Here is a 13,705-nt window from a genome sequence, read left to right on the forward strand (position 1 = left end):
CAGCAATGTGTGGAGCTGACCAATACTAATCGGTCGAGGGCTTATCCTAAACATAAAACGCAAATTTATTTCGCATCCGGTTTTCAGAGATCAAAAAATCTCTGCTAGAAATTCGTTTGGTGTCGATGGCGGAGGGGTTCCACGCGTACCCATCCCGAACACGACCGTTAAGCCCTCTAGCGCCGATGGTACTTGGACCGCAGGGTCCTGGGAGAGTAGGACGATGCCAAGCAGCAAGACCGCTGTTGAGACTCAGTTCTCGATAGTGGTCTTTTTTGTGTCCACATGTGAATAACTCGTATGGAAATGCAAAGAGTTATCCATGTGGATAATAGGTTAGAATTCCTTCAATCCACAGCTAAATAGCAGACTATCCACGGTTTTCTCCACATTTCGTGGTTTTTCCTCATTCAAGCATGAGTTATTATGCACAATCCCCTTGTTTATCCACGGATTCATCCACATCACACACAGCTTATACACGACATGTAAATGCCGTTGTTTCCGCTCGAATATTTATCCACAGTTCATAAATGTTAGATTAAATGTGTCAAAACGAAAATATGAAGTGCATCTTCATTCGATTTGCGATATCCTATTGTTATTGTGTTTAAAAGCAAAGTTACAAAGAACTCTAATCAATAACATCCAAAATATGTAAATTATAAGTTTGATGAGGTGCATGATATGTTGATGATCGGGATTGACGTAGGAACAACGAACAGTAAAGTAGGCGTAATGGACGCGAAAGGTAAAGTGCTTGCAATTGCCAGCCGTCCGACAATTTCATATATGCATGAAGAAGGATTCTCGTATTATGATCCCGAACAGATGTGGGACGATATTGCGGGTATGATTCAAGAAGTTACAAGCAAAGTCGATGCAGCACAAATTGCTTCGATCGGAATCACGAGTATGGCCGAGAGCGGGCTGATCCTTAATGAAGAGACAGGCAAACCGCAATCGATATTCGTGCCATGGTTCGATACATGTTCACAAGATCAGGCACGCCATATCGCAGCCGAATCCGACGCAATGGAACAGTTCACGAAGTCTGGATTAAATCTATCTTTTAAACTGGGCTTGGCCAAAATTCTTTGGATTCAAAGTCGCAATCCACAAGCACTTGAACAAGGGAAGTGGTTGACGGTATCCGGTTATATTGCATACCGCTTATCTGGTGTGATGGCTTGCGACTATACATTAGCTGCACGTACATATGCATTCGATTTGAATACGAAATCATGGGATCGTGCATTCATCGCTCATTTTGGCGTAAATCCAGACTTATTCCCAGAACTGGTTCCAAGCGGAGCTCCTCTGGGTAAAGTTACGAGTGAAGTACGTACACTTGGATTGCCTGCTCATACGGTCGTAGCGATCGCAGGACATGATCATGTCAGTGCAGCGCTGGCTGTTGGGGCAATCTCTTCTGGAGATGTATACAACTCCATGGGAACGGCCGAGACTTTAGTAGGGATCATCTCTGAACGCAAACTAGGTGCTGAGGAATATCACTCCGGGTTGTCCTACGGAGTCCATGCAGTTCCTGGGCAGTATTTCTGGATGGGTGGAAATTCATCTTCTGGCGGCTCGGTTGAATGGATCCGGAAGGTTATCGGCGTCAATACATTAGACTATATGACGATGAAGGACGAAGTGACTTCCTGCCTGCCAGGACCTACAGGCATCCTGTATTACCCTTATCTCTCAGGATGCGGAGCACCGACACCGGACTCAGGCGCTAAAGCAGCATTTATCGGCTTATCCAAAAGTCATGGCCGTCCACAAATCCTTAAGGCATTGCTCGAAGGGACAGCCTATCAACAGGAATACATCCGTAGAAGCGCAGAACAAGTTACAGGTCAGCACATTCATCAAGTGCGTGTGATTGGCGGCGGAACGCGTCTTGAGCCATGGATGCAGATCAAAGCTGCGGTATCAGGTGTCGAATTGATCTTACCGGAAGTTGATGAAGCTGCCGTGCTCGGCGCAGCCATGATTGCTGCCATTGGAGCGAAGCAATATGCGAATGCGGAAGAAGCGGTCGCAGCGATCCAGCAAGAAGCCAGCCTAAGACGTGTTAGCTACGCCGAAGAAGAGCATCAAGCGTATCAACAATTCTATACGGATAAATTCGTTCCGATTCAAGTAGCGCTTAGGAATTGGGAATTATAAAACAACACAGCAGAATATAATTGCAGAAAGAGGATGACACGCGGTGTATCGAATTCTTATTGTTGAAGACGATGACAAGATTGCAGCCATTCTAAAAAGGAATTTAGAAAAGTATAACTACGAAGTGATTCGTGGATTGAATTTTGTTCAGGTTAAGCAGGAAGTGATCGAGCATGAGCCGCATCTCGTGCTCTTGGATATCAATTTACCGCATTTCGACGGGTATTATTGGTGCCGCCAAATTCGTACCGTATCCAATGTTCCGATTATTTTCGTATCGGCCCGGACAAGCAATATGGACCAAGTGATGGCGATCGAAAATGGCGGGGACGATTTCATTACGAAGCCGTTCGATCTGGATGTCGTCCAAGCCAAAATTAAAGGTACTTTGCGTCGAATTTATGGTGAATATGCTCCTTCACAGGCGGCAGATCAAGAATCGGAGGAAGATAAGCTTCTTCTCCAATATCAAGGATTGCAGCTTGATCGAGGGCGGAACATCCTGTCTTGGCAGGATCAGCGTACGGAATTGACAAAGAATGAAAGTCTTCTTCTTCAACGACTGTTGTCCACACCAGGAATCATTGTCAGTCGGGAAGAGCTGTTAGAGCTCTTATGGGATGATGTGCAATTCGTGGATGATAATACGCTCTCTGTGAATGTAGGACGTGTACGGAAGAAGCTTGAGGAACTGGGCATTACGGATGCTGTGGATACGATACGCGGACAAGGGTATCGGTTCGTGCAAGAATGGGGGAAACCGTAGTCATGAGACGCATGGTTCTGCAGGTTCTTCGTTCTTATCTAAAGGATCGTATTGTCCTTATTTTCACGTATTACGTGGGTATCCTTCTTACGGTGATCTTAAGTTGGTTAGATATGCTAGGTCAGGGTCTTGGCTTTATGAAGCCAGAGAATCTGATCTATTTGCTTATTTTATCGACATTCATTCTCGGCCTCGGACTTACATTTGATTTCATGCGGCAGCGCAGATTCCTTATGACGATGGTTCAAATGAGTAACAATACTAATCCTGACCTGCAAGAGATCATTGGAATGGCTTCCGGGACAACCGAGGAACAGAAATGGACGCATGGGGCGCTACATCATCAATATCGGGCATATATGGATCAATTGAACGCACTGCAGCTGAGTCAGGAGCAGCAGCATCATTTTACCAACCAATGGGTGCATCATATGAAGACACCGGTGTCTGTGATTGATCTGCATATTCAAGAGACGAAGAATAGCGGGCAGTTGGAAGAGACAAAGTCTGCCTTGACGAGTATCCAAGAGGAAAATGAACGGATTCGCCTCGGACTCGAAATGATGCTGCATACGGCCAGATTGGACAAATTTGAATTTGATCTTCATGTACAGCGTATCGACCTCATTGCATTGGTTCGCCAAGTCATTAATGAGCACAAAAAGGCATGTATTCATGGCGGGATTTTTCCAAAAGTTGAATGTGATGAACCGCTGATCGAAATAGAGACGGACGAGAAGTGGATGCGATTTATTTTAAACCAATTAATTATCAATGCGATTAAATATTCCAAGCTGAAGCCAGGCACGAAACAGCTTACCATTCGTGCAGCACGCTCAGAGGACAGTGCGGAGACGATCTTGCGAGTCATCGATACGGGAATTGGGATTGCAGCGCATGATTTGCCTCGCGTGATTGAACCGTTCTTTACAGGAGAGAATGGTAGAAAAGGGCCGGAGTCGACAGGAATGGGATTATTCTTGGTGCATGAGGTCATCCAGAAGCTTGGTGCGCATATTGCATTCGAATCCACGGAGGGCGAAGGTACGACGGTTACGCTTCGGTTCCGATCCACAGGAATCTACCATGAAGTATTGAAGAAGCCAATCTTTCAATAATGTAAGAAATCGGATTTGAATTTGAAAGACGGATCAATAGGTGATCATGGTTGTATTCCATATAATGAGATACATAATGGATGAATAATGGAGGGGACAACTCATGACCGTTCTACAAGCAGAGCAGTTATGTAAAATATATGGTTCGAGCAAAAGCGTTCAATATCGAGCGTTGAATAATTTCGGGATTAAGATCCAAGAAGGGGAGTTCGTTGGGGTGATGGGCCCCTCAGGCAGCGGCAAAACAACCCTGCTCAATATCCTTGCGACGATCGATAAGCCTACATCGGGCCGCGTATATATTAATGGCAAGGATCCCGCAACGCTCAGCAATAAACAGCTAGCAATATTCCGCCGCAGGGAGCTCGGATTTATTTTTCAAGATTTCAATCTGCTGGACACGCTATCGATGAAGCAGAATATCATTCTTCCGCTTGCCCTTGAGAAGATGCCGGCTGTTGAGATGGATAAGCGACTACAGGCGATTGCTGAGCTGCTGGGAATCACACATATTCTTTATAAAAGAACGTATGAGGTGTCCGGGGGTCAGAAGCAGCGTGCGGCGATCGCACGTGCGATGATTCATACGCCATCGATTATTCTTGCCGATGAGTTAACGGGCAATCTCGACTCGAAAGCCGCGAAAGATGTGATGGAGTCTCTGAAAGATCTGAATCAAAAGATACGTGCGACGATTTTGATGGTCACGCATGATCCTTTTGCCGCAAGTTATTGTGATCGGATTGTATTTATTAAGGATGGGAGCTTCTTCTCGGAAATTCGTCGCGGCGCGAACCGCCCAGCGTTCTTTCAGCAGATATTGGATGTGTTAAGCGTGTTGGGAGGCAATTTCGATGACCTTTCGCGAACTCGCCATTCATAATATTAAAGGCAATTGGCATCGTTACGGGGCTTATTTCTGGAGCAGTGTCTTCTCTGTGATGGTATTCTTCATCTATGCGTCGTTCCTCAATCATCCCGATATCGTACATGGAGTCTTACGTGCTGTGAAGTCTGTTAAGAACAGCCTGATCGTATGCCAAGTTATCGTCATGGTATTCTCATTCTTCTTTGTCTTGTATGCCATTACTTCGTTCATACGGACACGGAAGAAGGAATTCGGTCTATTCAGCTTATGCGGGATGACGTCAGGGCAGTTAAAATGGATGATACTCCTCGAGAATATGTTGATCTCAACGCTTGCGATCTTGGTCGGCATCGTGTTCGGGCTGATGTTCAGCAAGCTATTCTATATGGGGATCGGCGTTCTGCTTGGCAGTGAGCTACCGCTTCGATTTGCGGTGTCGATGAAGGCGGTGCTGCAGACGGCTCTCGGGTTCACCCTTTTGTTCTTGACGATAACCGTCTATTCCATATTGAAAGTCGGTCGCGCAGAGATTATTGAACTGATTCAGGCGTCGCGACAGCCCAAGAAGCCACCGATGGCGTCGAAATGGCTGCTCCTCGTCACAGTGCTCAGCCTTGGCGGATGCTACTACATGGCTTATATCATGTCTGCGCAGACAGCTCTCGTCTTCTTCATGCCCATTATGACGCTGGTGATGATCGGGACGTACTTCTTGTATACCCAAGGCAGCGTTGCGATTCTGAACCGACTGCAGCGAAGCCGCCGAATCAGTTATCATGGGACGAACCTCGTCACGCTCGGTCAATTGCTCTTCAAGGTTAAAGATAACGCACGCGTCCTATTCATGGTCTCGATTCTGAGTGCAGTCGTGTTGACGGCGTCCAGTACGGCCTATATTATGGACCGGCAGACGTATGCGCAGTTTAAAAATAATTTTCCGCAGACCTATAGTTATATGGAGCAAGGACTGAATACGCATCAAGTCGCGAATCCACAGGATATTGTTCGCGTGCTTCAGGAGAGTGGGCATACCCTAAGTTATAAACTGCATACAGCAGGGTTCAAGGTCCGGTCCGAGCTGCTGAACTATCCGGGGGAGCGGAGTGAGCAAGATAATTTCGTCATTTCAGCGCGAGATTATAATGAGGCCGTATCCCATAAAGGAAAACAGTCGATCCAGGTGGAGAAGGATCATGCCGCGCTCGTACTGCCTTTTGATGATATGGGTGCTTATCAAGCCGTGCAACCGGGGGAGGTCGTGAAGAGCATACGAAGTGACGGCAAGCCGCTCATACTCACGGTGGATGAGCAGCGCAGCGGGTCGCCTTTCTCCAGACACTCGGGATTCTCTCAGTTTCTTGTCATGAATACGGAGCAGCATGATGCGGTGATGCAAGGGATCGCTGATCAGGACAAGTTCGTGAACTATGCGCTCGAAGTAAAGGAGTGGGAGACGATTACGGATCAGACGAATGGGAAAGTGATGGCTCTGGTGAAGGAGGAAGCAACATTTGATAACCGTTCGACCTCCTACTTGGATGTGAAGCAGACTTCCGGCATTATGATATTCGTCGGCATCTTCGTAAGTCTATTATTCGTGATCGCGACAGGGAGCATTCTCTATTTCCGATTGTTCACCGAGATTGAAGAAGATCGGGAACATTACCGAGCCCTCGCTCGCATGGGTATGACCGTGATGGAGATGAAGCGGGTGGTGAATGCACAGGTGGGGATTCTGTTCTTCCTTCCGTGCATTGTCGGATTAATACATTCTGCCTTCGCCATGAAGGCGCTTGGCAATCTGTTATTCATAAGCACATGGGGGTATGCTTCCATTGTGGCTGGTATTTTCATAGGCGTTCAATTTGTATATTTTGTGGCAGCTAAGCGAAACTACCTTCGTCGCGTGATGGGAGAGCTCTAGTGTGATATAATAGAGGCAGCAGGTACGAGATTTGGGGGATAGGATGAATTCATTACAGATTGTCTTGTGTATGGTTTACCTCTTGATGAATATCATAAGCTACCAAGTGATGGCGGCGGATAAAGTCCGGGCCAAGAAGTACAGGCAGAGAGTGCCTGAACGTACTTTATTTACGCTTGCGGCGCTTGGTGGTGGATTAGGTTCCATGCTTGCGATGCAGCGTAAACGGCATAAAACGAAACATTGGAGTTTTCGTCTAGGTATGCCACTATTATTTCTTGTGAATGTGATTGTATATGGTTATCTATTTCAGGCGGTATGATAAACTCCCGAATCCTTTCTGCTTAATTCACACTGGAAGAGAGTGATAGGTATGTTATTCAACAACGTGTTAGTGCCTTATGATGGAACAGAACAATCGAGGAAAGCACTTGAATCTGCGATCGACATGCTTAAGCTTAATCCAGCGGCGAAGCTCTTCGTGCTGCATGTCTATGATTTCAAGAAAATGTACATGGCGGATTCGGTGCTAACGGTACCTGTCAGCGTGAACATGGAGCAGTATGAGATTGCGGAACAAATTGTTGAAGAAGCGAAGCAGCGGGTTGCATCCCTTGCGAATGAGACCCATGTAGAGCTCCAGCAAGGTACACCTGCGCAGATGATTCTTGAGTTTGGGAAGAAGCATGCCATCGACTTCATCGTCATTGGCAGCAGAGGCTTGCGCCCGATCGGTGAATGGGTGCTCGGCAGCGTCAGCCACCATGTGGTGCAGCATACGCAAGTACCGGTCCTGGTCATAAAATAATAAACGTAAATCACACAAGCTGGCGTCTGTTTATCAGGCGCCAGCTTGTTATGTATAACCCCGGGCTAATGCTATAATGGGGGGGATAAGCTTGATTATTGTTGAAAAATTTTTAAGTTCAATAGGGGTCAAAAAGTTGACTTATCAGCACCTGAAAGTTTCCGAAGGAAACTACATCGTAAGCATAAGCTAAGGTTACTTGAAGTTGAAGAAAGAGGAGCGGAGTTTAGGAGTAGCCTAAATGAGCACCGGAGTTCGAAGCTGAAAGTAAGATTCGATGTTGAGTCGACTTCATGAGTTATCTTCGTGATCATAAGGTAACTTTTTGACTTCCATTAAAGGAGTAGGGAATGAAGACATTAGTGTTGGCTGAAAAGCCCTCCGTAGCGAGGGAAATAGCAAGGGTGATGGGAAGTCACCAGAAGCATAAGAGTTACTTTGAGGGTCCAAAGTATATCGTGACCTGGGCTCTCGGGCATTTGGTCGGCCTGGCGGAGCCGGAAGATTATGACGTGAAGTACCGGACATGGGAGCTTGAGCATCTACCGATCATGCCGGAGAAGATGAAGCTGAAGGTGCTGCGCGAGACATCGCATCAATTCAAGGCGGTCCAGCAGCTTGCAGGTCGTCAGGATGTTGCGGAACTCATCATCGCGACGGATGCGGCGCGTGAAGGGGAACTGCTCGCGCGATGGATCATGGCGATGGTGAAATGGAAGAAGCCATTCCATCGGCTCTGGATCTCTTCACAGACGGACAAGGCCATCCGTGAAGGGTTTGCGAACTTGAAGCCTGGATCACAGTATAACCGCCTGTATGAGTCGGCACGCTGCCGTGCTGAGGCGGATTGGCTCATCGGGCTCAACGTGACGCGCGCGCTCACCTGTAAATTCAATGCGCAATTGTCGGCGGGCCGTGTGCAGACGCCATCGCTCGGGATGATTATGGATCGGGAGAATGAGATTCGTAACTTCCGTTCTGCGGAATATCATACGCTCCAAGGGGAGTTCGATGGTTTCCAGGCACAGTGGCGGCCACGCGGAGGTCAGGGGGACGGCCGAATTTTCGAACCGAATCAAGCTGAAGCTTTGCGCGGCAAAGTGGACGGAAAGAAGGGCAAGGTCACCTCGGTGAAAAAATCCGAGAAATCGGAGCCGCATCCGCTTGCGTATGACCTGACCGAATTGCAACGGGATGCGAATAAGCGGTATGGCTTCTCTGCGAAGCAGACTTCGAACGTATTGCAGAGACTGTATGAGCAGCATAAGCTCGTGACGTACCCGCGTACGGATTCTCGTTATCTATCCAGTGATATGACGGACACGCTGCCAGAGCGTATTCGCTCGGTTGCTGTTGGGCCTTATGCCGCGATAGCTAAGCCGCTCTTGCGCGGCAAGCTGCCGATCACGCGTCGTGTGGTAGACGATTCGAAAGTATCCGATCACCATGCGATTATTCCGACCGACCAGACGGTCATTCTGAACGCGTTATCGAATGAGGAGCGGAAGCTCTATGATTTGATCGTAAGACGATTCTTGGCATTATTCTACCCGGCGGCGAAGTATGAATTAACGGCCTTAACGATTGATGTCGAAGGTGAAACGTTCACGACGCGTGGCAAAACAGTGATTCAGAGCGGTTGGCGTGAAGTGTATGGGCAAGAAGATAGCTGGGATGATGATGAGGATGAAGCGGGTGCCGGGCGTGAGGATGATCGTACGGGTACACAACTGCTGCCAAGTTTGCGTGAAGGAGAAACGGTTCAGCTGAAGCGGGCGAACCTCCGTAAAGATCGGACACAGCCTCCGAAGCGGTATACCGAAGCTTCGCTGCTCGGTCAAATGGAGAAGTACGGTCTCGGGACGCCTGCGACACGCGCGGATATTATTGAGAAGCTCGTCTCAAGCGATACGATTGAGCGTCAAGGTTCTTCGCTCCATCCGACGGGTAAAGGCGTTCAGCTCATCGAGCTTGTTGCTAGTGAACTTCGAACACCAGAACTTACGGCGAAATGGGAGCAGGAGCTTGAGAAAATCGCACGAGGTCAAGGCGGTACCGAGCCATTCATGAAAGGAATTCGCCAAATGGCGGAGAGTCTGGTGAGCGGTGTGAAGACAAGTGATGCTGCGTATAAACCGCATAACTTGCTGAACAGTCGTTGTCCAGAATGCGGCGAGAAGATGATGGAGAAGAAGGGTAAGCGCGGTAAAATGCTCGTCTGCTCCAGCGGGGACTGCAGTTACCGGAGATCCGGCGAGAAGCAGCTTTCCAATCGACGTTGTCCACAATGCCACAAGAAGATGGAATTGAAAGATGGGAAGGCTGGCAAGTACGTACAGTGTATCGGTTGTAATGTGATCGAAGTGCTGGATGGCGAACGCGGCGGTCGCGTGAATAAACGAGAACAGCAAAACCTCGTTAAACAGTTCGAGAAAAAAGAATCGATGGGCTCAAGTCTAGGCGATGCATTGCGAGCGGCGCTTGAACGAAATGAGTGAATTGTGATAAAAACCTTAACCGAGGTTAATCCAATGATGAGCGATCGCGTTTAGAGGTGGTTTTTATCGCCAATAGGGAAGTTATTATACATCAGAATAAAGTAAAACTATCCTATGTGGTCAGAAAATACGAACTTTAATTTAATGTAAACATTTTAATGTTCGTCTTTAAGTTGACATCTCATGTAATGGACTGATAATATAGGGATATAAAGTGGCGAGCCACGAATAAAATGATCTCGTATAATTATGGGGATATGGCCCGAAGTTTCTACCCAAAGACCTTAAATTTTTGGACTACGAGTGAAAGTTGTGCATCTGGCGAAGACAGTATTGAACTATGGGTTTTTGCTGTCGAAATGAACTGTCGATTGATGCGGGATTGGCGCTCTGTGAGCGGAATGCTGCTGCGAATCGACGGTGACGCGAGTGTACTAGACTCTTTCATTTAATTATTCCTAAAAAAACGGTCCGAAGATAGAACAATGTGTACGGTTGTTTACGTATACACCTATCCGAGGACCTTATTCATTTTCATACATTACCGAATCGATAGAAAGTGGGTTATGACATGTCAGTACAAGTAGGCGTCATTATGGGCAGTCAGTCCGATTGGGAGACAATGAAGCATGCATGCGACGTGCTGGATGAGCTGGGGATTGCGTATGAGAAGAAAGTCGTATCGGCTCACCGTACGCCGGATCTGATGTTCCAATATGCGGAGAGTGCCGTAGAGCGCGGCTTGAAAGTGATTATTGCTGGCGCAGGAGGCGCAGCGCATCTCCCAGGTATGGTGGCAGCGAAGACGATTCTTCCCGTGATCGGCGTACCTGTAAAGTCGTCTACCTTGAATGGTCTCGATTCCCTTTTATCGATTGTACAAATGCCGGGGGGTATTCCGGTTGCAACGGTAGCGATTGGCAATGCTGGCGCGACGAATGCAGGGCTGCTTGCAGCGCAAATCATCGGCGCATTTGATCCAGCGGTGCAAGAACGGGTGCAAACGCGTCGTGATGCGATTCGTGATCATGTGCTCGAAGGCAGTGATTCCCTATGATGGAATCGAGAGTGAGTACATCGCGTGAGAAAATCATTGCTCCGGGTTCAACGATTGGTGTACTTGGCGGCGGGCAGTTGGGACGGATGATGGCATTAGCGGGAAGCAATCTAGGTTATCGATTCGTGACACTCGATCCGATGCCTGATGGACCTTGCGGGCAGATCGCGGAGCAGATCATCGCGAACTACGATGATAAGGATGCAGCGAGACAGCTCGCAGCACTATCGGATGTCATCACGTATGAATTCGAGAATGTTGATGCTGAAGTTGCGGCGATGCTGATGGCAGAATCTTACGTGCCGCAAGGCAGTGAATTGCTCTATACCACGCAGCATCGTCTGCGAGAGAAGCGGGCAATTGAGGCGGCTGGCGTACGAGTTGCTCCCTATGCAGAGATTACGAGTGAAGCGGATCTTCGCGCAGCGGTGGAACGGTTCGGATTGCCTTGTGTATTGAAGACGGCAACAGGCGGCTATGATGGCAAAGGGCAATGGGTCATTCGTTCGATGGATGAAATCCCAGAGGCTTATGCAACCCTCGCGGCTGCGAAGACAGAGCTTGTGCTTGAACAATTCATTCGGTTTACGAAGGAGTTGTCCGTCATTGCAGCACGAAGCCCTCGCGGCGAAGTGAAGGCTTTTCCGGTGGCAGAGAATATTCACGTGAACAATATTTTGCATCTATCGATTGTTCCCGCTCGGGTGTCGTTCGATGTAAAAGATCAAGCGGAAGCGTTGGCGATACGAATTGCGGAATCGATGAATGTCGTCGGGTTGATCGCAGTGGAGCTATTCTTAACGGAAGATGGCGAATTATTCGTAAATGAATTAGCGCCAAGACCACATAATTCAGGGCATTATACGATGGAGGCCTGTAGAACGTCGCAATTCGAACAGCATGTGCGGGCCATTTGCAATTTACCTCTTGGAGACACGATGTTATTGACACCCGTCGTCATGGTCAATGTGCTAGGAGAGCACGTTGAACCGCTGCTTGCGCATATGGCGCAGGAAGATGAGGCGGCTGAGGCATTTAACGTAGCTCCGAAAGTTCATCTATATGGGAAAAAAGAAGCGAAAGAAAAACGGAAAATGGGCCATGTGAACGTCTTAGCAGATCACTTGGATGACGCCCTCGCATGGATCGACAAAACACAAATTTGGAGGAATCAATAGATGTTAGAACGTTACAGCAGACCGGAAATGAGAGCCATTTGGACGGAAGAGAATAAATTCAATTCTTGGTTAGAGGTTGAAATCTGTGCTTGTGAAGCATGGGCAGAGCTTGGTGTCATTCCGAAGGAAGATGTTGCAGCACTTCGCAAAGGTGCAAGCTTCAATATCGATCGGATCTATGAAATCGAGCAAGAAACACGCCATGACGTCATCGCATTCACGCGTGCCGTATCCGAATCCCTAGGCGAAGAGCGCAAATGGGTGCACTACGGACTAACTTCGACAGACGTTGTTGATACAGCGCTTGGTTATGTGCTGCGTCAAGCGAATGAAATTATCGAGAAAGACATTGTTCAATTTATCGACATTTTGAAAAATAAAGCTCTTGCATACAAACATACGCCGATGATGGGCCGTACGCATGGTGTGCATGCCGAACCGACAACCTTTGGTCTTAAGATGGCACTCTGGTATGAAGAAATGAAGCGTAACTTGGAGCGTTTCCGTCATGCGGCGAACGGTGTGCAATACGGTAAAATTTCCGGTGCTGTCGGAACATACGCGAATATTGACCCATTCGTAGAAAAGTATGTGTGTGAGAAATTAGGAACAACTGCTGCTCCAATCTCGACGCAAACGTTGCAGCGTGACCGTCATGCAGAATATATGGCGACACTTGCGTTGATCGCGACAAGCTTGGATAAATTCGCAACGGAAATTCGTGCCTTGCAGAAGAGTGAAGTACGTGAGGTAGAAGAAGCATTCGCTAAAGGCCAAAAAGGATCTTCCGCGATGCCGCACAAACGCAACCCCATCGGCTGCGAAAATATTTCAGGCCTTGCGCGTGTCATCCGCGGATTCATGGTATCGGCTTACGAGAACGTGCCGCTCTGGCATGAACGTGATATCTCGCACTCCTCGGTTGAACGTGTGATTTTGCCGGATGCGACAATGCTCTTGAACTACATGTTGAACCGCTTCGGTAACATCGTGAAGAACTTGACGGTGATGCCAGAGAACATGAAGCGCAACATGGAAAGAACGTATGGCGTACCGTTCTCGGGACGCGTAATGACGAAGCTGATCGACAAAGGCATGAGCCGTGAGCAAGCGTACGATACGGTTCAACCGCGTGCGATGCAAGCATGGGAAGAGCAACGCAGCTTCCGTGAGATTATCGAAGCAACACCTGAAATTGCAACCGTGTTAAACGCCGAAGAAATTGCGGATGCATTCAATCCAGCTTGGCATTTGAAGCATGTCGATACGATTTTTGCGAACTTAGGCTTGGAATAGAAGAGGGAGAAGGG

Annotated in this window: 11 protein-coding genes, 1 rRNA gene and 1 riboswitch; all 12 genes read left to right on the plus strand. The window is 47.9% G+C overall.

The genetic code is table 11. The features are described from left to right. The first annotated feature begins 115 nt into the window (after window positions 1–115). A 5S ribosomal RNA gene (rrf, locus tag C558_RS0121805) occupies window positions 116–232 on the plus strand. A 455-nt stretch (window positions 233–687) separates the two neighbouring features. Then, the gene (locus C558_RS0121810; RefSeq protein WP_018758428.1) at window positions 688–2,178 is read left to right on the plus strand and encodes an FGGY-family carbohydrate kinase; all 1,491 of its coding nucleotides are present in this window, start codon (window positions 688–690) and stop codon (window positions 2,176–2,178) included. Between the two features lie 43 nt (window positions 2,179–2,221). Continuing rightward, window positions 2,222–2,944, plus strand: a complete 723-nt coding sequence (locus C558_RS0121815) for a response regulator transcription factor (protein ID WP_018758429.1) — start codon at window positions 2,222–2,224, stop codon at window positions 2,942–2,944. A 2-nt stretch (window positions 2,945–2,946) separates the two neighbouring features. Next, window positions 2,947–4,062 carry a sensor histidine kinase gene (locus C558_RS0121820; protein WP_018758430.1) on the plus strand — a complete coding sequence of 372 codons (1,116 nt, stop codon included), beginning with the start codon at window positions 2,947–2,949 and terminating at the stop codon, window positions 4,060–4,062. Between the two features lie 103 nt (window positions 4,063–4,165). Beyond that, window positions 4,166–4,945 carry an ABC transporter ATP-binding protein gene (locus C558_RS0121825; RefSeq protein WP_018758431.1) on the plus strand — a complete coding sequence of 260 codons (780 nt, stop codon included), beginning with the start codon at window positions 4,166–4,168 and terminating at the stop codon, window positions 4,943–4,945. Beyond that, a complete protein-coding gene (locus C558_RS0121830) occupies window positions 4,917–6,854 on the plus strand; it encodes an ABC transporter permease (protein WP_018758432.1) in 1,938 nt (645 codons plus the stop codon). The genes C558_RS0121825 and C558_RS0121830 overlap by 29 nt, the downstream gene beginning before the upstream one ends. Before the next feature lie 70 nt (window positions 6,855–6,924). After that, entirely contained in the window at window positions 6,925–7,176 is a 252-nt protein-coding gene (locus tag C558_RS0121835; RefSeq protein WP_245583856.1) for a DUF1294 domain-containing protein, read from the plus strand. Window positions 7,177–7,242: 66 nt separating this feature from the next. Then, window positions 7,243–7,662, plus strand: a complete 420-nt coding sequence (locus C558_RS0121840; protein WP_245583857.1) for a universal stress protein — start codon at window positions 7,243–7,245, stop codon at window positions 7,660–7,662. Between the two features lie 350 nt (window positions 7,663–8,012). Continuing rightward, window positions 8,013–10,160 (plus strand): DNA topoisomerase III, encoded by a 2,148-nt coding sequence (locus C558_RS0121845; RefSeq protein ID WP_018758435.1) that lies wholly within the window; start codon window positions 8,013–8,015, stop codon window positions 10,158–10,160. A 219-nt stretch (window positions 10,161–10,379) separates the two neighbouring features. Continuing rightward, window positions 10,380–10,480, plus strand: a riboswitch (purine riboswitch). 251 nt (window positions 10,481–10,731) lie between these two features. Continuing rightward, window positions 10,732–11,217, plus strand: a complete 486-nt coding sequence (purE, locus tag C558_RS0121850) for a 5-(carboxyamino)imidazole ribonucleotide mutase (RefSeq protein ID WP_018758436.1) — start codon at window positions 10,732–10,734, stop codon at window positions 11,215–11,217. Further along, window positions 11,214–12,395: a 5-(carboxyamino)imidazole ribonucleotide synthase gene (gene purK, locus C558_RS0121855; protein ID WP_018758437.1), complete on the plus strand. Its 1,182-nt coding sequence runs from the start codon at window positions 11,214–11,216 to the stop codon at window positions 12,393–12,395. Before purE ends, purK begins: the two co-directional genes overlap by 4 nt. After that, window positions 12,396–13,691, plus strand: a complete 1,296-nt coding sequence (gene purB, locus C558_RS0121860) for an adenylosuccinate lyase (protein WP_018758438.1) — start codon at window positions 12,396–12,398, stop codon at window positions 13,689–13,691. It abuts the gene before it with no gap. Window positions 13,692–13,705: the final 14 nt, after the last annotated feature.

Source organism: Paenibacillus terrigena DSM 21567 (assembly GCF_000374845.1).
Taxonomy (GTDB): Bacteria; Bacillota; Bacilli; order Paenibacillales; family Paenibacillaceae; genus Paenibacillus_K; species Paenibacillus_K terrigena.

What these genes read in the sequence shown, in the direction of transcription:
- C558_RS0121810 (WP_018758428.1), top strand. Translation starts at nt 688, where the DNA reads ATGTTGATGATCGGGATTGACGTAGGAACAACGAACAGTAAAGTAGGC.
- C558_RS0121830 (WP_018758432.1), top strand. Translation starts at nt 4,917, where the DNA reads ATGACCTTTCGCGAACTCGCCATTCATAATATTAAAGGCAATTGGCAT.
- C558_RS0121835 (WP_245583856.1), top strand. Translation starts at nt 6,925, where the DNA reads ATGGTTTACCTCTTGATGAATATCATAAGCTACCAAGTGATGGCGGCG.
- C558_RS0121825 (WP_018758431.1), top strand. Translation starts at nt 4,166, where the DNA reads ATGACCGTTCTACAAGCAGAGCAGTTATGTAAAATATATGGTTCGAGC.
- purE (WP_018758436.1), top strand. Translation starts at nt 10,732, where the DNA reads ATGTCAGTACAAGTAGGCGTCATTATGGGCAGTCAGTCCGATTGGGAG.
- purK (WP_018758437.1), top strand. Translation starts at nt 11,214, where the DNA reads ATGATGGAATCGAGAGTGAGTACATCGCGTGAGAAAATCATTGCTCCG.
- purB (WP_018758438.1), top strand. Translation starts at nt 12,396, where the DNA reads ATGTTAGAACGTTACAGCAGACCGGAAATGAGAGCCATTTGGACGGAA.
- C558_RS0121820 (WP_018758430.1), top strand. Translation starts at nt 2,947, where the DNA reads ATGAGACGCATGGTTCTGCAGGTTCTTCGTTCTTATCTAAAGGATCGT.
- C558_RS0121845 (WP_018758435.1), top strand. Translation starts at nt 8,013, where the DNA reads ATGAAGACATTAGTGTTGGCTGAAAAGCCCTCCGTAGCGAGGGAAATA.